Annotated in this window: 18 protein-coding genes; 11 read left to right on the top strand and 7 right to left on the bottom strand. The window is 40.1% G+C overall.

What is annotated here, in order from left to right; genetic code table 11:
* Window positions 1–16 precede the first annotated feature (16 nt).
* Window positions 17–199 carry a hypothetical protein gene (locus tag AC04Q1_RS14725; RefSeq protein WP_478365351.1) on the bottom strand — a complete coding sequence of 61 codons (183 nt, stop codon included), beginning with the start codon at window positions 197–199 and terminating at the stop codon, window positions 17–19.
* A gap of 360 nt (window positions 200–559) precedes the next feature.
* On the opposite strand from AC04Q1_RS14725, the gene AC04Q1_RS14720 reads away from it, so the two are divergent.
* The 8 genes from AC04Q1_RS14720 (at window position 560) to AC04Q1_RS14685 (ending at window position 10,789) form a co-directional block, all read left to right on the top strand.
* Window positions 560–1,462, top strand: a complete 903-nt coding sequence (locus tag AC04Q1_RS14720) for a helix-turn-helix domain-containing protein (RefSeq protein ID WP_478365350.1) — start codon at window positions 560–562, stop codon at window positions 1,460–1,462.
* Window positions 1,463–1,572: 110 nt separating this feature from the next.
* Entirely contained in the window at window positions 1,573–2,574 is a 1,002-nt protein-coding gene (locus AC04Q1_RS14715; RefSeq protein WP_478365349.1) for an aldo/keto reductase, read from the top strand.
* A 187-nt stretch (window positions 2,575–2,761) separates the two neighbouring features.
* Window positions 2,762–2,950 (top strand): cold-shock protein, encoded by a 189-nt coding sequence (locus AC04Q1_RS14710; RefSeq protein ID WP_478365348.1) that lies wholly within the window; start codon window positions 2,762–2,764, stop codon window positions 2,948–2,950.
* A 4-nt stretch (window positions 2,951–2,954) separates the two neighbouring features.
* On the top strand, window positions 2,955–3,152 hold the full coding sequence (locus tag AC04Q1_RS14705; RefSeq protein WP_478365347.1) for a cold-shock protein: 198 nt from the start codon (window positions 2,955–2,957) through the stop codon (window positions 3,150–3,152).
* 221 nt (window positions 3,153–3,373) lie between these two features.
* A complete protein-coding gene (locus tag AC04Q1_RS14700) occupies window positions 3,374–4,150 on the top strand; it encodes an AraC family transcriptional regulator (protein WP_478365346.1) in 777 nt (258 codons plus the stop codon).
* Between the two features lie 565 nt (window positions 4,151–4,715).
* A complete protein-coding gene (locus AC04Q1_RS14695; RefSeq protein WP_478365345.1) occupies window positions 4,716–7,859 on the top strand; it encodes a SusC/RagA family TonB-linked outer membrane protein in 3,144 nt (1,047 codons plus the stop codon).
* A 6-nt stretch (window positions 7,860–7,865) separates the two neighbouring features.
* A complete protein-coding gene (locus tag AC04Q1_RS14690; protein ID WP_478365344.1) occupies window positions 7,866–9,368 on the top strand; it encodes a RagB/SusD family nutrient uptake outer membrane protein in 1,503 nt (500 codons plus the stop codon).
* 2 nt (window positions 9,369–9,370) lie between these two features.
* Complete coding sequence (locus tag AC04Q1_RS14685; RefSeq protein ID WP_478365343.1) at window positions 9,371–10,789, top strand: arylsulfatase; 1,419 nt, start codon at window positions 9,371–9,373, stop codon at window positions 10,787–10,789.
* A 502-nt stretch (window positions 10,790–11,291) separates the two neighbouring features.
* Here the strand turns inward: AC04Q1_RS14685 and AC04Q1_RS14680 are convergent.
* Window positions 11,292–12,560, bottom strand: coding sequence for an Hsp70 family protein (locus AC04Q1_RS14680; protein WP_478365342.1), 1,269 nt, complete (start codon window positions 12,558–12,560; stop codon window positions 11,292–11,294).
* 156 nt (window positions 12,561–12,716) lie between these two features.
* Here AC04Q1_RS14680 and AC04Q1_RS14675 point away from each other — a divergent pair, with 156 nt between their 5' ends.
* Complete coding sequence (locus AC04Q1_RS14675; RefSeq protein WP_478365341.1) at window positions 12,717–13,685, top strand: ligand-gated ion channel; 969 nt, start codon at window positions 12,717–12,719, stop codon at window positions 13,683–13,685.
* Between the two features lie 8 nt (window positions 13,686–13,693).
* On the opposite strand, the gene AC04Q1_RS14670 is transcribed toward AC04Q1_RS14675, so the two are convergent.
* The 3 genes from AC04Q1_RS14670 to AC04Q1_RS14660 all read right to left on the bottom strand — a co-directional run bounded on the left by AC04Q1_RS14670 (window position 13,694) and on the right by AC04Q1_RS14660 (window position 18,568).
* Window positions 13,694–15,787, bottom strand: a complete 2,094-nt coding sequence (locus tag AC04Q1_RS14670) for an HRDC domain-containing protein (protein ID WP_478365340.1) — start codon at window positions 15,785–15,787, stop codon at window positions 13,694–13,696.
* Between the two features lie 101 nt (window positions 15,788–15,888).
* Window positions 15,889–16,635 (bottom strand): LytR/AlgR family response regulator transcription factor, encoded by a 747-nt coding sequence (locus tag AC04Q1_RS14665; protein ID WP_478365339.1) that lies wholly within the window; start codon window positions 16,633–16,635, stop codon window positions 15,889–15,891.
* A 10-nt stretch (window positions 16,636–16,645) separates the two neighbouring features.
* On the bottom strand, window positions 16,646–18,568 hold the full coding sequence (locus AC04Q1_RS14660; protein WP_478365338.1) for a histidine kinase: 1,923 nt from the start codon (window positions 18,566–18,568) through the stop codon (window positions 16,646–16,648).
* A 316-nt stretch (window positions 18,569–18,884) separates the two neighbouring features.
* Here AC04Q1_RS14660 and AC04Q1_RS14655 point away from each other — a divergent pair, with 316 nt between their 5' ends.
* The gene (locus AC04Q1_RS14655; protein ID WP_478365337.1) at window positions 18,885–19,151 is read left to right on the top strand and encodes a hypothetical protein; all 267 of its coding nucleotides are present in this window, start codon (window positions 18,885–18,887) and stop codon (window positions 19,149–19,151) included.
* Between the two features lie 138 nt (window positions 19,152–19,289).
* On the opposite strand, the gene AC04Q1_RS14650 is transcribed toward AC04Q1_RS14655, so the two are convergent.
* Together AC04Q1_RS14650 and AC04Q1_RS14645 are read right to left on the bottom strand one after the other, a co-directional pair.
* Window positions 19,290–19,712, bottom strand: a complete 423-nt coding sequence (locus tag AC04Q1_RS14650) for a hypothetical protein (protein ID WP_478365336.1) — start codon at window positions 19,710–19,712, stop codon at window positions 19,290–19,292.
* Window positions 19,713–19,772: 60 nt separating this feature from the next.
* The gene (locus AC04Q1_RS14645) at window positions 19,773–20,012 is read right to left on the bottom strand and encodes a hypothetical protein (RefSeq protein WP_478365335.1); all 240 of its coding nucleotides are present in this window, start codon (window positions 20,010–20,012) and stop codon (window positions 19,773–19,775) included.
* A gap of 275 nt (window positions 20,013–20,287) precedes the next feature.
* On the opposite strand from AC04Q1_RS14645, the gene AC04Q1_RS14640 reads away from it, so the two are divergent.
* Entirely contained in the window at window positions 20,288–21,490 is a 1,203-nt protein-coding gene (locus AC04Q1_RS14640) for a TlpA family protein disulfide reductase (protein ID WP_478365334.1), read from the top strand.
* Window positions 21,491–21,545 lie beyond the last annotated feature (55 nt).

The following is a 21,545-nucleotide window of genomic DNA, read 5'->3' as shown; positions in this document are numbered from 1 at the left end:
AGTCGATTAACAAATGTTACTTAATAACCAATATAGTGCCGTCATTTTTCAGCTTATAGTAGTATTGTTTTTCAAAACGGCGATTTAGAATTTCAATGTTGGCCACTTCTCCTTGTTTTCCGGTGTCATCCTTAACGGTGTCGCCGGTTTTTATATTTTCAAGGTCTTCTTTCGAACTATTTTTGTTTAACTTTTTCATAAAGTGATGATTAATGTATAAAAACTAACATATTGTAGCATTACTATGTTTTAGCTAATCATTCTGCTGACAATATTTTAGGTTGATCAGCATCATCTAAATGCAGTAGAAAGAATCTGAAACAGATATTCTTACAACCTTTAGTTGTATTTGATAAAAAATTTGTGTCAGTCTATTGTCATTACAGTTTTAATCTGTACATTACAGAATGGGCGATAAAATAAATATGATTCTTGGAATAGTTTTCCTTTTAGGTGGTTTTAGTGTTTTCTTTGTAATTTTTAGTGGGAAAAAGAGCTAGTTCAATATTCAGAAACTCTTCATTGTGTAATTTTCTCTTTGAATTGTTTAGTTTTGAACATGCAACCAAATTCTGTATCCGGTAAAAAAGCAAATTCATTTTCTGGCATTCACATCGATCCGATACAGTTCAGGGTTGCTGGAATGAATGATGATAAATGTAAGCTAACCGCTTATAATAGGAGGGATTTTTATAAAATTTCTTTGATTACCAGGGGTTGCAGTACTTTGTTATATGCGAACCGTGATATCGAAATTACTAAACCTGCGCTTGTTTTTACCAATCCGTTAATTCCATATTCCTGGGATGCAAATGCAGAGGATATGGTTTACGATGGGCATTTTTGTGTGTTTAGCGAAGATTTTCTACATACAGGTACGCGTATGGAGAGTTTGCAGGATTCTACCTTGTTTAAGGCGGATGGTAATCCCGTTTACCTGTTAGAGGATGAGCAGGTAGCCTACCTAAAAAGCATTTTCATCAGAATGCAAACAGAAATCGATAGCGATTATATCTATAAATACGATCTCATTCGCAATCACTTGAATGTGATTATTCACGAGGCTGTTAAAATGCAGCCTGCTGTAGCATATTTTAATTCAACAAATGCAGCTTCCAGGATTACCAATCTGTTTCTTACCCTTTTGGAGAAACAATTTCCGGTAGATTCGCCACAAGATCCGCTCAGGTTAAAAAAAGCGGGTGATTACGCAGAAAGACTATCTGTTCATGTGAACCATTTAAATGCAGCAATTCAGGAGGTTACCGGTAAAAGCACTACTTCCATCATCAATGAAGCCATCGTGGCAGAGGCGAAATCACTACTGTTGCAAACCGATTGGAGCGTTGCCGAAATTGCTTTTAGTTTGGGTTTCGAATACGCATCGTACTTTAATAATTTTTTCAAAAAACATACTGGCTACACCCCAATGAAAATTAGAAACAGTGTTTCATCCACCTAAGTTTCTATATTTTATCTTTCGTTGATTTCTTTAATAAACTCTTTGATTTGTTTAATTGGTGATGTGCTTATTGCAATACCTTTGTTGATCATAAAAAATTAAAGATGAATATGAAAAGAATAAATTTAGGCAAGCAGGGGCTGCAGGTTCCAGAGCAAGGTTTAGGCTGTATGGGCATGACCACCCTAGCTGGCGGTGATATTTACGGCAAAGCCAATGAAGAGGAATCAATTGCAACCATACATCGGGCATTGGAACTTGGGATTAATTTTTTAGATACAGCCGATTTATATGGCCCTTTGCTAAATGAAAGATTAGTTGCAAAAGCAATAAAAGGTAATCGCGATCAATTTACCATCGCAACAAAATTTGGATACGAGGTAGATGATAATGAACAGTTGACCTGGGGTTTTAATGGTACGCCTGCCTACGTAAATAAAGCTGTGGAACGCTCGTTAAAAAACCTGGGGACTGATTATATCGATTTATACTATCTGCACAGGGTTGATCCAAATACCCCGATAGAGGAAACCGTAGGCGCTATGGCCGAACTTGTTAAAGCAGGGAAGGTAAAATATATTGGTTTGTCGGAAGTTTCGGCCGATACGATTAAAAGAGCTCACAAAATCCATCCGATCACAGCAGTGCAGAGTGAATATTCGCTTTTCGAACGTGAGGCAGAAACCAATGGTGTATTAAATACTTTAAAGGAACTTGGAATTGGTTTTGTTGCTTATTCTCCACTGGGACGTGGCTTTATTTCAGGGGATATCAAAAGTCCAGACGATTTTGCCGCCGATGATTTCCGTAGGAGTATTCCACGTTTTCAAGGTGAAAATTTCTACAAGAATTTAGAATTGCTAAAAGAAATTCAGTTTATCGCAAAAGAAAAAGCGGTAACTCCATCTCAATTGGCTTTGGCTTGGGTAATTTCGCAGGGTATTCTTGCTATTCCTGGCACGAAGCGGATCAGATACATCGAAGAAAATGCAGCAGCTTCGGATATTGTACTCACAGCAGCCGAGAAGGAAAAATTAGCCTCCGTTGTTCCTGTGGGAGCCACTGCTGGTGGACGGTATGATGCTACACAAATGCAGTTTGTTAACGCTTAGTGTATCTCAGCTTATTCGTAAAAGTTGCAGGTAGAGCTTGCAACTTTTTTGTTTGTTAAGAATTTTTTGGTTCTGTTATTTACGTCAGCACTAATTATGATGTTACCTATACAATTCATCTAAAAATTTATTTCACGGCTAAACATTTTTAAGTTTTTATCTGTTTATAGTTTAAAATCTATATTAAATGCAGGGAACAATAAAATTTTATAATGAATCTAAAGGTTTTGGATTTGTTGTTACAGAAAATGGAGATGAAATCTTTGTTCATGTTACGGGATTAATCGATAAGGTAAGTCAGAACGATCGGGTCGAATTTGAAGTGGCTCAGGGAAAAAAAGGACCCAATGCCGTTAACGTAAAACGTATTTCATAGGTATATGAGGTTAGGAACAGTAAAATTTTATAACAGTGAAGAGGGTTTCGGAGGCATCACACCATCCAATGGAGGTAAAGAAGTTAGCTTTTTTGCGCATGGGGTATCCGGAGTGATTAAAGCCAATAATATTGTGCAGTTTGATATTGAATTTACGCCAAAGGGGACAAAGGCTGTAAAAATAATGGTTTTATCTGCTTAATTCCTTTTGCTCATCTCTTTCCAGATACTCACTCAGCCCTTAAAGTTTGAGTAAATGGTGAAAATGATTAATATTTGCAGATTAATAGGTCTTCTAATGTTTTAGAAGACTTTTTTGTGATCATTATTCGCTGGAAATTATTTGGTTGCAATAAAAATGAGGAGATTGTAACCTGGTGGAACTATTTCAGTCTTACAGATGTTTATCCTTTAAGTTTATGTATGATACAACTAGAGCCAATTAGCGGGGTTTTTAATAGAGAGCGTGCGTTGCAGGCAGCATACCCTATGCGTATGTTGATTGTAAAGGAAGGAAACGGCTTTCTGTGCATGAATTCCGGCGATTATAAACTGTTGGATAAGAGGATGTTTTTTATTCCTGAAGAAGGGCTTGTAAGACTTGACGGTAAAATTATATCTGGTTACTGGTTAAGTTTTAGCAGTATGTTGTATGCTGAGTTTTTACTTCAGCATTTAGATCCATTGGCTAAAAACCTGTTTTTGAATTTATCCCACCGTGATTTAACCTTTCCCGAATCTGCCAAAACCTATAGCCTGCTCGATCAGCTAAAAAGAGAGATAGACGCTAAAAAGGACATACGCTTTCTTGCGCAATATCTATCCTTATTTTTAGGTTTTTCTGCTGGTTTAGACGGATATCTTGCGGCTTTAACTTTAGATGAATTACAGCAGGTATTACGGTTTAGGGCTATCTTAGAACAATTTTACAGAACAGAAAGATCTGTTCAGTTTTATGCGGAGGGTATGGGCATGAGTACAGGGAAGCTAAATAAATTTTTAGACCGTGTTTTAGGGAAAAGCCTAACCGTATTGATTAAAGACAGGATTATGAGAGAGGCAGAAGAACTATTGCTTCAAAGTGACTTAAGTGTTGATGAAATCGCTGACATACTGGGTTTTGAACAAACAACTAAATTTATGATGAGCTTTAAACGCCATAAAGGAATGTCGGTACTTCAGTTTAGCAGATTGGTTTAACAAAAACGAAAATTGGTGCGTCTGGCAAAAAAATGACCATCATTTTGATTTCATCTCTTCTAGAAAAACAGGTTTCCGGACCTCACAACATTAATTGCATAGCGCCTAACGCGTAAGGCTTTGCTCACTGCTTCTTTTTTATCAGCCGCACCAATTTTGCATCGGCTAAATTATAAAATCTTAACTTAAAGAAGAAGAATATTCCTAATATTGTTACGAAGCTGTATTTTGGCATCTACAAACCTGTGTCTGAACCAATTCGGGGTGGTAAAATAAAAAGTCTAGTAAATTTGTAGTCTATGTGAAAAAAATTATATTTGCCAAAAATATAATCATTATGAAACAAGAGTTTACAAAATCTTTCCCCCAAAACAATGGGCTAAATGTAATTTTAAATAAGATGTATTGTTGCTGTTGATTGCTTATAATTATTTGTTTCTGCTAGAGCAGTAAGGCAAAAAAAAGGAAAATACAAGCTGTATTTTCCCCAGGCAAATTAACGGAACAGGAATTCAATTGGCGTTGCACCTGTTCCAAATCAATTCAAATCACCTATTTCAAAGTTATGCAAAATTTTGAGAAAGTCAATCCCGCACAAGGGATATTGGCTTTACGAAGTATGATGTCCAATTTTCGATTGGATATCTGGCAAACATGCCGTTTTTTATTACCTATTCTATTTTTATTCTCTCCAACATTATCAAAAGCGCAAAACCCTACAGAACCAACTATTAACGCAACCCTATCGGGTACTGTAATAGATGCAAAAACCAAAGAAACTTTAACTGGGGCTTCGGTTAAAATCCAGGGAACAACCAATGGCTCCTCAACCGATCGGGAAGGAAAGTTTAGATTAATAACAGGACAAAAATTTCCATTTACCCTACTGGTTAATTTTGTAGGTTATAAGCAAAGCGAAGTGGTAGTTAACCAGAGCCAGATTACAGTTGAACTGGTTGAGGATTACAATCCATTAAATGATGTGGTTGTGGTGGGGTATGGTACGCAGAAAAAGATTAACCTTACAGGATCCGTAGCTACTGTTGATGCCAAAACGCTTGCTAACAGGCCTATTACCAATGCCACGCAGGCACTTCAGAATGTACCTGGGGTTTTTACCAATCAAACCAAAGGAAGGCCTGGGGCTGATGCTGCTGCCATCCGGATACGTGGTTCGGGTACGCTGAACAATAACAATCCATTGGTATTGGTTGATGGGATTGAATTTCCGCTGGGCGATGTGAATCCAAATGATATTGAAAGTGTAACCGTTTTAAAAGATGCGGCCTCGGCAGCGATTTATGGTAACCGTGCCGCAAACGGCGTAATTTTGGTGAAGACCAAAACAGGTAAAAAGGGAACGTTTTCTATCGATTATAACTTTTATGCGGGTTCGCAAAAGGCAACCCAGTTTCCGGATGTGGTAACCAATACGGTAGACTATATGATCGGCAAAAACAGAGCGTTAGCCAATGAGGGCAAACCTGCCGAGAGCAGTGAGGCATTGATCAATGAATTTAGGACGGGTACAGATCCTTTTATTTATCCAAACACGAACTGGTTTGATGTGATGTTCCGCAACGCGGCCATACAAGAACACAACCTCCGCATTTCTGGCGGCACCGAAAAAACTGCATTTTCCATCTCGCTGGGTTATCTGGATCAGGATGGGATTTTAATCGCTTCTTCCGGTAACCGGTATTCGCTAAATTCAAATATCAGCTCTGATATTACCAAAAGGTTGAAGGTAGGCGCCAGCTTAACTGCAAATTTTTGGAACAGTAAAGAAAGTGCCTACAGTGCCGACGACGGCAATGGCGAGGGTGGCTTAATGGGTTTAACCTACCGGGGTCTTCCTTTTCAAACCCCTTATGCGCAGGATGGTAGTTACGCCGATCAATGGATCCGTGTTCCGGGCCATAACTTTTTTAGGAATACAGTAGCATTGGCAAATGAAGGTTTTAATAAAAACAACCAGTACCGTACGATGGCCAATGTCTTTTTAGAATATCAGTTGCCATTTAATATCAAGTACAAAACTACCTTAGGCGCCAATCTTCTTTATGGCATCAATAAGTATTCTTACCCGGCCATTAATTTAACCAATCCGAAAACGGGCGTGGTATCGCCTATCGGCAATACGCCGGCAAGAGGGGTAAGGCAGATCAGTCAGAACAATATCAACATTACCAATTTCCATACCTTAAACTGGGAAGGTGCATTGGATAAACACCATTTCGGTGCTCTGGCCGGTTTCAGTTTAGAGCGTTTTGATGATGGTAATTTTTCGGCCTATAATGAAGGTTATCTGGGTAATGATTTAACTGAACTGAATGCAGGAAGTACATCTCCGCAAGTTACGGGTACTTCTGGCGCCTCGAGGTTACAATCTTACTTCGGCAGGTTTAACTACAATTATAACGAGAAATACCTGTTAGAAGCCAATTTTAGGTACGATGGTTCATCCAGGTTTGCCGCTGGTAACAGATGGGGTTTCTTTCCATCCTTTTCTGCCGGATGGCGGGCCAGTGAAGAAGAATTTATCAAGAACTTAAATGTTTTCAGCAATTTAAAATTGCGTGCCTCTTACGGAAAACTGGGTAATCAGAATGTAGCTTTGTTTAGTTATGTAGATGCCATTTCGCTTGGACAGAATTACAATTTCAACGGAACGATTGTAAGCGGAGCAGCCATTACGCAGCTTAGCGACCCCAACATTACCTGGGAAACCACTACCATGAGCGATATTGGTTTAGAAGGCAGCTTTTTTAAGAGTAAGCTTACTTTTGAAATTGATTTGTTTGATAAGCAGACCTCTAAAATTTTAAGGCAGATCAGCGTTCCAGGTCAGGTGGGTAATTTAGCTGGTCCGGTAAAAAATATAGGCGCAGTAAATAACCGCGGGTTTGAAGTTACGCTGGGCTTTAAAGATTCGGCAAAGGATTTTCGCTACAACATAGACGCAAACCTCACCTATATCAAAAACAAGGTGACCAATGTAAATGGTCAGAAATATTACGGTGGTAATACCATTATTCAGGAAGGATCACCAATCGACAGTTTTTATGGCTTACAGGCAGAGGGAATTTTTCAGAGCGCAGAGGAAGTGAAAGCCCATGCCTTTCAGAATGCAGGCACGGTTCCCGGCGATCTGAAATATAAAGATGTGGATGGGAACGGTGTGGTCGATAATAATGACCGTGTGGTTATCGGCAACAGCATCCCGAAATTCGTTTATGGTTTCTCCGGCGGTTTTGGCTATAAACGATGGGATTTCAGTTTCATTTTTCAAGGTTTGCAGGATGTAGATACTTATCTCACTGGAAACCTGGCCCAGCCCTTTAAAAACGGTGCAGGGGTAACCAAAGACTGGCTTACTGATTCGTGGACGCCAACCAATACCGGTGCATCTTTACCGCGTTTAACCACATCTAACGGTTATCCGCAAAACTTCCAGACTTCGAGCTTCTGGGTAAGGGATGCTTCTTATTTAAGGTTGAAAAACGTGCAGATCAGCTATTCGTTCCCAAATAAATGGCTCAATAAAGCAGGGATTGATGTGTTAAAGGTATTTGTGAATGCACAGAACTATTTAACCTTTTCGAACTTTAAATTCAGCGATCCTGAGCGGAATTTAACCAGGGCAGACCTGATTGAATATCCGAATGCAAAAACAATCAGTGCAGGTATTAATGTATCATTTAAATAACAGGCCATGAAAAAATATATTCTATTATTATTGATTTCGGTGTACTTGTTTGGCTGTAAAGATTATCTGGATGTAACGCCAACTGATCGTTTTACGCAAGACACCTATTGGACAACTAAAGTACAGGCGGAAGCCGCACTGAACGGTACTTATGCCGCGATTTACTACAATGTTTATGGCGCTAATTCCATTTATTTAGATGCCCTGACCCCCAATACTTACCAATATAATAACGATTACAACATCATTTCGAGGGGCTTGCATAATGCAGCAACAGGTTATTTTAACGAAACCTGGAACGGCAGTTATAAAGGAATCGGCAGGGCCAACAATGTATTGGCCAATATCGATAAAGTGAGTATGGACGCCGCTTTGAAAGAAAGATATAGAGCAGAAGCTAAATACCTTCGTGCCTTGTATTATATTCCGCTGTGGAACTATTTTGGCGGTGCACCGTTGATTACTGATGCCACCAACTATGAAACCCAGGCGAACTTACCAAGAAATACCGCAGACGAACTATTGGCGCAGATTTTAAAGGATTTAACAGAAGCTTCAACAGGCACAGCATTACCCTTAACCTATTCTGGTGTGGATAAAGGAAGGGCAACCCGTGGTGCGGCTTTAGCTCTAAAGGCACGGGTTTTATTGTATGCCAAGCGTTGGAAAGAAGCTGCTGAAGCGGCAAAAGCTGTGATTGATCTTAAAACCTACAGTTTGTTCCCTGATTACCGAGGATTATTTTATCTGGAAAATGAAGGCAATGCTGAAGTGATTTTTGATGTCCAGTACAAATATCCGGAATTTACCCATTCATTGGATATCAGTTTAGATCAGCAATTGGGTTCGGCCCCATTGCCTGATCTGGTAAATACCTATTATGCAACCGATGGAAAACCGATAGGCAGTTCTGCCGTTTTTAACGCGGCAAAACCTTTCGAAAACCGCGATAGCCGGTTGCAGGCTACTGTTATTTTACCGGGAACACAGTTTAAAGGCGCAACGGTAACAGCAATCCAATATCCGAGCACGGGTTATGGCTTGAAAAAATATACCATTTTTAAGGACAATGAAAAACCTGTGGCGGTACCAACCAGCGGTACTTCCGAATTGAATATTATTTTACTCCGTTATGCTGAGGTATTATTAACCTATGCTGAAGCCAAGAATGAAGATACAGGGCCCGATCAGTCGGTTTTTGATGCCTTGAATTTAATCCGGGCCAGAGCCAAAATGCCTAATATTCCATCTACCTTGGGTCAGGAAGAATTGAGGGCAGAAATCAGGCACGAACGAAGGGTGGAACTGGCAGGAGAAGGTTTGTATTATAACGACATCCGCAGATGGAGGATAGCCGATCAGTTATTAAACGGAAACATTAGCAATAGTGCGGGCGCGCGGATCGATAGCCGGCTTTTTGATGCCAATAAGGATTACCTATGGCCAATACCGTCGATTGCGATCCAGAATAATCCCGCGCTGAAACAAAACCCTAACTATAACAAATAGCAATGAAAAATGTATTAAAATTGATAAGCTTTGCACTGCTTGCCGGCAGTTTAACTACCGTACAGGCACAAAGTAAAAAGAAACCCAACATTATTTTTATCCTGGCTGATGATTTGGGTTATGGCAATGTACACAGCTTTAACCCCAATTCTAAAATCCCCACGCCGAACCTGGATAAATTAACTGCAGAAGGTATTAAATTTACCCGTTTCTATTCTGGAAATACCGTTTGTGCACCATCGCGCTGTGCATTAATGACGGGTTATACCATGGGACATGCCTGGGTAAGGGGCAATGCCAAAGCAAAAGACGGTTTGGCCGCTTTGCGTGCGCAGGATACCACCCTGGCCGAACGCTTAAAGGGAAACGGATATAAAACCGGTATGTTTGGTAAATGGGGATTGGGCGATGAGGACAGTAAAGGTGCACCCCACTTAAAAGGTTTTGATAGTTTTTATGGATATCTCGATCAGGCGCATGCACACGATTACTATACCAATCGCTTGTATGAAATTGTTGGGGGCAAAACGGTAGAAGTACCTGTTGATACCACAAAGTACACCGAAGACCTGATTGTAAATAAAGCGGTTGACTTTATTAATGCGAATAAAGACCAGCCATTCTTTTTGTATATGCCGTTAACTGTTCCACATGCAGAGTTGAAAGTGCCGGCCGAATTGTTGAAGAAATTCCAGAATGCCGATGGTTCGAGTAAATTTCCACCGGAAACCCCTTTTGAGAAAAAAGGGAATTATGATAGTCAGGCGCAGCCACACGCCGCTTTTGCTGCTATGGTTAATAAACTCGATGCTGATGTAGGTACTATTGTGGCCTTGATCAAAAAGTTAGGATTGGATAACGATACCTATATTTTCTTTACCAGTGATAATGGTCCGCACAAAGAAGGTGGTGCCGACCCGGTATTTTTCAACAGCAGTGGTGAGTTTAGGGGGGTAAAAAGAGATTTATATGAAGGAGGCATCCGTGTACCGTTAATCGTGAGAGCTCCTGGTAAAATTGCAGCAGGACAGGTTAATCCTTCGCCATGGGCATTTTGGGATGTATTGCCAACTTTAGGTGAGCTAACCGGTACCGCAACGCCAAAAAATATAGATGGATTATCTTTCTCTCCGCTGTTGAGCGGAAAAAAAGCAGTCAAAGAACATGATTATTTCTACTGGCAGTTTAACGAAAGTGGTTTAAAAGAAGCGCTAACCAAAGGCGATTGGAAACTGATCCGTTTTAAAGATAAAGGTACTGCAGAGAAGCTGGAGTTATATAATTTAAAGGCTGATATCGCGGAAAGGAACAATTTGGCAGCCAAAAATCCAGCGACAGTTAAAGCACTTTATGCTTTAATGAAACAGGCCAAAAGCCCTGCTGAAAATCCACGTTTTGATTGGTCGGAAATTGAGAAATAGAGGGGGGAAAGTGATGAGGCCTATTCTGTTTTTAAGCTGTATTTTATTTTTTGGCTGTAAAAGCGATCAGGTGCAGCAAAATATCAAAATTATAAAGTATAAGCCTGCTGCTTGTTGCTCTTCCAATTTGCCTTCCAGGTTTGGTTTGAAAAAACTCACTGGTAAAGTAAGACCCTTTGGCAATGAACAGGTTAAAAAATCATTATAGAATGAATTTAAAGGTTGGTGTCTCACCAACCTTTTTTTCTTTCGTTAGTGGTGTAATGGAGTGATAATTTTAATTCATGATTTGGAAATGAACGTACAGTAGTTCTTGGCATTTTGCAGCCCCGCTTTCGCTTATAGTCCTCGCTGCGCTGCGGGCTATTCCGCTTTATCGCCTGCCTGCTGCAGGCAGGGGTTTATGAACAAAGGCTTGTGTGCCTGCAAATTCAAAAATACAATCCTGAGCTCTGAGCTTGCGCTCGTTTACTTAACGAGCGTTAACATAAATAATATATCCTTAATCTTCAAACAAATAACCACTATAGGCCAGTCCTTTGGCCACACTTTTAAAGTTATCGCCAGAGTTTAACGGAATGTGCGGGAATTTGCGTTTGAAGAGGTTTTGTACGGCCGAAACCATTGATGTTCCGCCCGTTAAAAACAAACAGTCGATATCTTGTGGATTGATTTTATAAGTCGCCATAAACTGATCGAGATAAGCATCAATTTTATTGATGTCTTTTTCAATAATCGAATTGTATTGCCCGAGCGAAATGTTTTCGTTGATCTCGATTTCCATATTGCTGTAGGCGAAGGTAGAATCAGACTGATCAGAAAGCTCGATCTTTGTTTTTTCGATTGATCTGAACAGGGAATAACCCAGGTTGTTTTCGATTAATGTGATCAGGTTTTTAAATTTCGGATCGTTTCCCGAATAATAGTAGTATTCTTCAATCTCTTTCTGGATTTTTAAACCGTTAAAGAAATTCATCTTATCCCAGGTACAGATATTGGCGAAAAGCGACTTAGGCACATTTAAAACTTTGCCCGGGGTGGCTTCATACATCGTATTCTTTCCAAAGTATGGCGTTCCCTTATCCCACATAAAGGCAGAATCCAGGCTATCGCCTCCAATGTAAATACCACCTGATGCAATCATATCGTTTTTTCTGTCCTTGCTGCCCACTTTATCCGGATCGAGGATCAGGTAAGTGAAATCTGTTGTACCGCCACCTAAATCGGCTACCAGAACGCGTTCTTTCTTTTTGATTGTTTTCTCGTAGGCAAATGCGGCACCGATCGGCTCAAACTGAAAACGTACATCGGTAAAACCGGCACTTTCTGCCGCTTTTTTTAATCTGGTTTGCGCAAGGGTATCTTTTTGGGTATTGTCATCATCAAAGAAAACCGGACGGCCAATAATTGCCTTGTGGCAATCTTCACCTGTAATCAGATCGGCCTTTGCTTTCAGGTCTTTCAGGATCAGCGTAACCAGATCAGAGGCTGTATACCGTTTGTTGTGGATGCGGGTTTCGGTAAAGGTCGTTCTCGAAAGGATCTGCTTGATGGATTTAATAAAGCGGCCCTTCATGCCATCGCTCAGGTAAGCATCTATAGCCTTTTCGCCCACAATATGATTTTCACCATCGATAATGCTTTTTACTTCGGTAAAATAGATCAAAGAGGGGATCGAAACCGTATCTACAATTTCTTTCTTTTCTTCATCATAGATGGAAAGGGCCGAGTTGGTTGTTCCAAAATCGATTCCGTATAAAAACTTACTCATGGGCTTGGCTTGTTGTGCTTGTGGCAACTAAAATGGGGTTGCGAAAGTATTAAAAAAAAGTGAGGGCTGAAAGCTTTTTAAGCAAAAATATCTCTCCTAAATAAAACCTTATTTGCTATATTTAAAAAAACATTTACGCTTTAAAATTAATCACAGTTGAAAACCACTAAACTCTTTTTACTGGGCTTAATTTTCCAGATTTTTTGTCTTAATGCCTTTTCTTTTGCACAGAAAAACATACCTGATACTGTAAAAACAGGAATTTATGTAACCAGTATCCATGATATTGATTTTAAAGACAAAGAATATACCGTAAACTTTTGGCTATGGTTAAAATATAAAAATAAAGACTTCAACTTTGCTGATAATCTTGAAGTTCCGCAGGCCAAAACCGTTACGAAATCATTTTCGACCATCGATACGAGCGGAAATGAAGTGTATATGCTGATGAAGTTACAATGTGTGATGAAAGATTCGTGGGCGATCGATAATTTTCCTTTCGACCATCAGTTGTTGAGGCTTTCTATCGAAAATTCTCAGTTTGATTCGGCATCCCTGGTATTTGTGCCCGATACTTTGGGAAAGCAGTTCGATCCCCGGTTTACCTTACGTGGATGGAACATAGACAGTTTAAAAACCACGTCGGCAAATAAAATCTATGAAACGGCTTTCGGCGATCCCAGTATTAAAGTGCCGAGAACAGAATACAGTAGCTATAAAGTGAGGATCGGAATCAGCAGGGATGCTTTTGGACTTTTCTGGAAGATGTTTTTAGGGATGTATGTGGCTTTTTTAATTGCTTACATGTGTTTTTATATTCACGCCGACAGCATCGATTCGCGTTTTGGCTTAAGTGTGGGGTCTCTTTTTGCCGTAATCGGTAATAAATACATTATTGATGGCTCGCTGCCCGAATCTACCACTTTTACCCTGGTGGATACCCTACATGGCATTACACTAATATTTATTTTGGTCGTGATCGTATCAACAGCATTCTCTCTTAAAATGATTAAAAGAGGAGAGGAGAACAAAGCCCAAAAGTTTGACAGGTTTTTCTCCATCGTACTTTTAGCCGTTTACATCATCTTAAATGTGTTCTTTATTTTAAAAGCGATCAATGCTTAATTCTTTTTTTAAAATAATTCGCTGGTACCCAAATGGGCGTTTACAATGCGGGTAATCTGCTGGCCAAGTTCTTTTGCATTACCAATACCCACACTTTTAAGTGCAGCCAGCTGATCGGTTGTTCTGGGCATCCGTTCGGCAATAGAAAGCAGTGCCAAATCAGAAAGTACGGCGTAATCTTGTGTTCCCCGTTGTATAGCAATGGTTTTACGCCATTCGACCAGGTTTTTATATACCTGTGGGTTGGAAATTTCTTTCGGTTTGATGCTCGATTTAACAGGTTTTTTAGCGGGCTGTTTATTGCTTGCCGCGTGTAAGGTGCTGATATAATCTTTGATGGAAAAAGGATTCCAGGAAATTTTAAATAAAGATAGCTTGATCTGGAGGGCATCTTTACAATCGTTTAGTGTGGTAAGCAGCTTATCAGAGTGGGTATCGTTGTAGAAGTTGATGGCCACTATCCTTGCCATGAGGGTCATTACCTGTTCCAGTTTCGGTACGAAATAATCAGAAGCTTTTTGCAAGCGTTCCATAAAAGCAGTTTCATTTGCGGGGTTTTCGTGGGTACATATTTTAGAAAACTCTTTTGCGATAAAATTTCGGGCTACTTTAAAGATTTCATTTTGAAGGATCTGATTTCCCTGTTCGTAAATGGATAAAAAGGCATTCTTTTCATCTTTATCGATGAGTTTAGAACGGCCTAGTTTTTCCCAGTCTTTGGCTACCAGCGAGAAATCCAGCAATTCGTGGATCAGGCCCCATGCATATTGCTGGCTATAACGTGCCAATAACTCGGGTGTAGGTTGGTCCTGGTGGCTGGCTTTGCTGAAACCAATTACTTTGGCATCGGTAATGATGTTTTCGGCAACTACAGGAGATTTTAAAATAAGTCCTTCTAAACTTCTGCAGCGACTGAGTGCCACATAGGCCTGCCCGTGGGTAAAGGCAGTGCTTACATCCACTATGGCCTGATCGAAGGTTAATCCCTGGCTTTTGTGTACGGTAATGGCCCAGGCCAGTTTAAAGGGGTACTGTGAAAACGATCCGGTACTGGTTTCATCGATTTTATTTTCTTCGTCGCTCAAGCTGTATTTAACGTTCTGCCAGATTTCTTTTTCTACTTCAATTTCACGGCCATCGCTTGTAAAGCTTACCTTTATCGCCTCTTTATCAATTGCGGTAATTTTAGCTGCTTTACCATTATAAAACTGCTTTTTACCCGACGAATCATTTTTAATAAAGATCACCTGGGCACCCAGTTTTAACTGCAGTTTTTCGTCGGTAGGATAGGCATCTTTCGGGAAATCGCCATTTACTGTTGCATTGAATTCGAAAATTTCTCCGGGTAATTTTTCGAGACAGCCCTGATTAATTTCGTTAACCAACTGGTTGTGGGTAGTCAGCGTAATGTAGTCATCCTTCCACTCCTGATCTAAAGACGGATCATAACGCTCATTCAGTTTTTCGAGCAGGCTGGTATCGAGGCTATTTTCTCTCATGCCGTTCAGGATATCCAGAAATACGGGGTCCGATTGGCGGTAAACTTTATCCAAGGTAAAGGTAAGCATTGGCGTAGAGCGGAAAATCAAACTGTCGAAAAAGTATGGACTGGCATAATAAGCGCCCAAAATGTGCCAGGCATCGTGAAAGATAGGTGAAAGCTGGTACAGATCGCCAATCATTAAAACCTGTACGCCACCGAAGGGGCGGTTAGATCCCTTAACCCGTTTCAAAGTACGATCGATAAAATCGATAATGTCGACCCTCACCATACTGATCTCGTCTATAATTAAGAGATCAAGACAACGTAACAACCTTGTTTTTTCGTCAGAGTATTTAAAATTGGTATCGGCGTTTTCATCGGTAACCGGAACCAACGGGCCAAATGGAATCTGAAAAAACGAATGCAGAGTTACTCCACCAGCATTAATTGCGGCAACAGCGGTTGGCGCCACAATGGCAAAATTCTTTTTGGTGGTATCCCTAATCTTGCGCAGCAGGGTTGTTTTACCAGTCCCAGCTTTACCCGTTAAAAAAACAGGCTGGTTGGTCGTAGCTAAAAAGTCTAAAAGGAGTTGGTTGTCCGGATCGGGGATATTCATATCTGGTACAAAAATAACCTATTCGGAATTTATTTGAGGATAGATTATCGGCTGTTTTATCCACAATTGCGATTAGACCAATATGGCTTAAGGCGAAATATTTATGCGATATTCTCCAGGGCGCGTACAACCTCTTCTTTCTTTCTGCTGGATACTTGTATCATTTCACCATTTTCCATCTGCAGGTATCCTTCCCTGAAATATTTTTTTACATAGGCAAAATTAACAAGGTACGATTGGTGGCACCTGATAAAGCTAAAGGGAGAAAGCATAGCCTCATAATCTTTAAGCCCTTTGGAAACCAGAATTTCGTTTCCATTTGCCAGGATAAAAGTAGTATAACCTTTGTCGCCTTTACAGTACATGATATCTTTGATGGCAACCACTTCGATATATTCGAGTGTTTTCAGGGCGATACGTTTATTTACGGATAAGTCCTGAGAGCGGTAATGTTCTGTTGCTATAGCCAGTTGTTGCCGGTCGAAAGATTCGTGCTTTTGATGATGAAAACACTTATTAAGGGCATTGCGGAGCGATTCTTCATCTACAGGTTTGAGCAGGTAGGCAAATGCACCCATGTTTAGCGCCCTTACCGCATACTGATCAAAGGCGGTGAGGAAAATGACCTGAAAGTCTGACGTGCCTATCTGGTCAAAAAGGTTAAAACTATCGCCGTCTTTCAGGCGGATGTCGGCTAAAACGACATCAGGTTTCATGCAGGGAATTTCCAGGGCTGCATTTGCTATTTCAGCAGCATGGCCAATTACTTTTACGTAGTCGATGCGCTGAAGTATCTGTAAAATATCCTGGAGGATAAGCGGTTCATCTTCAAGTATATATAGTTTCATTTCTATTTTTTTATTCGTTGATCATTGGAATGTGTATTTCAACACGTACCCCGGTTTCTGATATTCCTTTTTTATCTAAAAGTTTAAAATGTGCTTTTTTTGTATAGTTTCCAAAGAGCACTTCAAATCTTTCAGAAATAATCGTTTGGGAGAGCGATTGTTTTTTAGGCTTATTTAGAGGTTTTGCGTCCAATCCACTTCCATTGTCTTCGATAATAATCATCAGCATTTCATCGCTAAGCTGAAATGAGATCTGTAATTTGCCTTTGTAACTGATGTTTCTAAATCCATGTTCAATTGCATTTTCAACGAAGGGCTGTATCAGCATAGGTGGGATCAGGGTTTGATGACTGTCCAGCTCATCGTCAACCATAATGGTATAAGCGAATGCTCCGCTATAGCGCATCTGCTGAAGCTGAAGGTAATTTTCAAGGGTACTAATCTCCTCTTCGATGTCGATGAAATCCTTCCGGTTTTGCTCAAGTATTGCCCTTAGCAGGATTGAGAAGGCCCGCAAGTAGCGCACAGATGCTGCGGTGTCGCCGGCAGAAATCAGCCCCTGAAGATTGGCAATGGCATTAAATATGAAGTGGGGGTTGAGCTGCGCCTGCAATAATTTCTGCTCCATCTGTAAACGTTGATTTTCGGATGCAAGCAGTTTGTTCCTGTCTCTTAAACGAAGCTGACGGTAGATCACTATAAACATGGAAACAGCAGCTAAAAAAATGATCAGCAAAAGAAAAAAAGACCAGCGCTGCTGTTTAATGATCTGCTCGTTGAGCTGGTTGCGCCCATTGAGCTCTTTGATGCTCCGGTCCTTTTTCTCCACCGCGTACTTCTCATGCATCAACGCAATATTGCCCGCTTCTATCGCCCGGTTGTTCCTCGTTTCTATCGTGTAAAGTGAATCAGCTGCCAGCAATGCAGACTTATAATCACCTTTAAGCTTGTAGGCCTCTATGAGTCCCTCATAAGGAACTGTTTTTCTTTTTCCGGAAGGATCCTTTTGTTCCATGGCAATACCGGCCTTGTAGTAGAAGATTGCAGAATCTGCCTGGCCGTTTCTGGAAAATGCTGTAGCAAGATTATTATAGGCGATGTCGTTTAGGTTATTGGTTTTTTTGAGGTAACCGAAATATATCCGGCTACATTCCAGTGCCTTGGCGTTCAGGCCTTTCATGCTATAAACCTGTGCCTGATTGTCGTAGGTACGCGCAAGGGCAAGACTGTCGCCAATGCTTCTGGCCAGCGTGCGGGCCTGTTGGTTATAATAGGCCATTTTTTTATAGTTTTCGAGGCGTGAGGCCAGCAAAAATGAGATGTCAAAGTAGCGCTGTTTGATTACCGTGTGGTTTTTAAAGGGGTGGGCCTGAAAATATTTAGCAGAATATTCGAGTGATTTTTCGTTGTTGTGATTTTGGAAATAGGCCTGTGCCACCAGGTCATAGTAGCGGTAAGTGAGGCGGCTGCCAACATGCTCACAGGTTTTTAACCCTGCGAAAATTTTGTTCATCAATGGTGCCTCAACCATGGAGCCATTGCCCAGCATCCGGGTATAGATAGCCTGATATTTTAACAGATCGGTTTCATCACCGCTTTTTAAGGCCTTCATGCGACCATATTCCGAGAGTGCGCTATCTCTTTTCTTTTCCAGAATAAATTTTCTTGCCCTAAAGTAATGGTAGAATGGATTTTTTTCTTTGCCGTTGTCTAAAGAAAGGAGACTGTCGTACTTAAGCACTGCACTGCTAAAAGCTGTAGGGGCTAATGTATCGAGCGAAATAATCATTGATATATACGCTTCCGGTGTTTTTGTAGCGATATGTTTGGTCGCCTTTGTAACTGGCTTTGGGGAGTTTTCATTACAGCCTGCCAGGTACAGTACGGACAGTAGAACGGCTAAAAAATAAGCGTGTCTGTAAAGGATATTCATGAGCGGTAAAATCTGTTAAATAAGCAAAGGTAACTTTCAGGCCTAAATATATCGATCCCCAGGGAAATGGAGAAGGCTGTTTCGATATTCGGCAGGTTTGAATCCATATCCGCTGATTCTGCGGACAAACCAAACGGATGTTGAACCGCATTCATGTATTGCAGATTTTCCTCTTTTCCCAACGGATATCAGCTGAAATCCACCGAATGTGGGTTAGTTGTTTTTCCCTGGTCTTTTTCTCCTGAAATTCACTGGTGAAAACAGTGGCCATCTGTCCTTTGAAAAACATAATTTTTAACCAGTAAATCAGAAAAATATGAAACGTTTATTTATTGTATTGGTATGCACCGTAATGGGTTTTAGTACTCTAACTTCAATGGGCAAGCCACAGAAACCGTTATTCGAAAAGGCACCGGCCGGTAAAACTGCTGGAGGAGATATAACCTCAAGAAGAAAAACAACCGCGTATATTTTCCATCTTACCTGCGGTGATGTCATTGTAAATGTTTACAATGATGCCGTAAATGCACCTGGAGTGATGAGCGGCATTTGGAACCATTTGAATGATCAAAATTGTAAATAGTTTTATGATGGTAATCGGGTTCCCTTTAAGTAACCTAAAGTAAATATGGCCATTGGTAAAAGTTCTGTCTTTTACCAATGGCCATTATCAGATAAAAAAGGGTGGGTTTTAGGTCAGCTAATATGCCATTTTTGAATGTTAAAAAAAGATGTCGATGTAATCGGTGGTTTCGCCATCGCAATTGAGCATCTGCTGCAGCCGCCAATATTTTCTTACCCCGCTGGCCTTAAAAATGAAAAGACCAGTGAGTTCGCAGGGCTGTCCGTTATTGTTGGAATCGATTTTGGACACAATTTTTCCATTGAATTTAAGCGTACGCCCCTGATTAAGGAAAGTGCCTTTTATCGTTACATACTCCAGGGTATTCGGATCCCTTTGCGCTCCTTCGATACTGTACTCGTCTTTGCCTACAGGTTTGATATTTACCTTTCCAGGGGTATTTTTGTTGAAACTGATCCATTGGATAGTAAAAGGATGCCAACCTGTCCGCACCGGTTCCACTTGTGATTGGGCATGGTGGGGTATCAAGAATAACGAAGCCATCATCAACATATATTTCATAAGGGCAAACTTAAGCGTTCATAAAGATTAAAAAATTAATTTCTAAAAGGCAATTGGAAATTAACTATGCCCTGTTTCTGCAATATATTCAGGATCGATAGTTAAGGAATTACGCTCCGGGGCATTTTCCAGATAAGCCAGCTCTACATCGTTCAGATAAACTTTAAGTTTTGAAATCCTATCAGTTACAACTGCTTTTTCCTGTTCACTGTGTTCTGGCGCACCATCCATCGTTTTAACCGTATCAATAGCGTAATCTATAAACCGTTTTACGTTTTCTGAAAGAAGTAATTTTTCCATGTTTTCTGTTTTAACTTATCCTAATACAAATTTGTGGAGGATTGGTTTTCGTTAGAGCGTTATTATTTGTGCTATGGGTTTTATTGCTTAAGTTTATTGTTGGTACCCTCTTTATTACTGGTGTTGAATCTATAGGAGTTTATGATTAAATGGCAAGTAAACTTAATCATAAGTCTGTTTGATTTGGAGATATCCTGGTTTTGAAGATTGTGCAGAATGCAGCACGATGTAATTTTGCTGAATTTTTTTATTTTCCATTCCTTAAAATGCCGGATATGCTCAGGTATGTATTTTTTTTAGCTTTTGTATTTCTTTTTCCATTTATTGGTCGATCTCAGGTTAGGGTTGGCGAACAGGCACCCCATATTCAGATTACCTCATGGATTAAAAATGTTCCTGAAATAAAAGATTTAAAGAATAAGTTTATTGTGATAGATTTTTGGGCTACCTGGTGTGCACCCTGCCTGGAAACTGTGCCACATATCAATAATTTAGTTGCAAAAAATATTACGAATAAAAATCTGGTGTTTCTGGCAATGACCGACGAAAAGGAAGAGAAAGTAAACTGGCTGTTAAAAAGAGTTCAGTTTTCGGCTGCTGTAGTCACCGACATTTCCAGGCAGACCTTTGATGATTTTAAAGTCAAGTTTATTCCCTTGTGCGTGATGATAGATGACACCGGGATTGTAAGGTGGGTAGGTAATCCTGGCGAATTAAGTAATGAGATGGTTCAGGCAATCATCGAGGAAAAACCTGTGCCACTATCTCCTGAGAAAAAAGCATTGATGGTTGCAAAAGAAGTAGATGAATTGTACTCTTCACTAACAACAAAATACGCCACTTACATTAATGATAAGGATCTTAAAGAATATTTTAGCATGACACTATCGATGTTCAGCCGCAACCCTTCTTCTTTTTTAAACAAGAGTAACTCGTCGTATAACGAGATGATTATCAGTAATGGTCTTGCCCATCGTTTGGCTGCGCTTTTTGATGTTTCAGAAAGCCAGATTATTTTACCAGAAAAGTTTTCCAAATCCTACATTTCTTATTGTTATAAAAGTGAAAAAAAAACTGCTACGAAGCAGGTGTCTGGCGTAATTCTCGATGAACTCAATCTGAAACCCGTTGTTACCGACAGTTTAATAGAGGTTTTTCAGTTTGAAGTTTCAGATAAAGAACTGTTGCGCAAGTTCACGGCGTCTGGATTGTCAACTGCAGAGGTTGGACATAGCTCGTGGTCAAAAAGTTATATTGGCATTGATCACGAAAAATTTGATAAGTTGGTGAAATTAGTTGAAGATAAATTTCAAAGACCTGTTTTTTTTAAACAGGATCATATTTTTGAGGATAAAATGTCAATAACGGTCAAAATTGATCGTGAGGAAGATTTAATTCAATCGTTGGCATCTTACGGAATAAAAGTAGTAGTCCTTAAAAAGAAAATGCCCGTATATCACTTTAAAGAAAGGAACTAATCGGGCATCTATCCATCAGTAGACAGAAATGGGTACTATTCTCCCGTTATTCATA

This window comes from Pedobacter humicola (assembly GCF_056490705.1).
The sequence above is the reverse complement of the archived record's forward strand: the minus strand, read 5'-3'. Positions and strand labels throughout refer to the sequence as shown.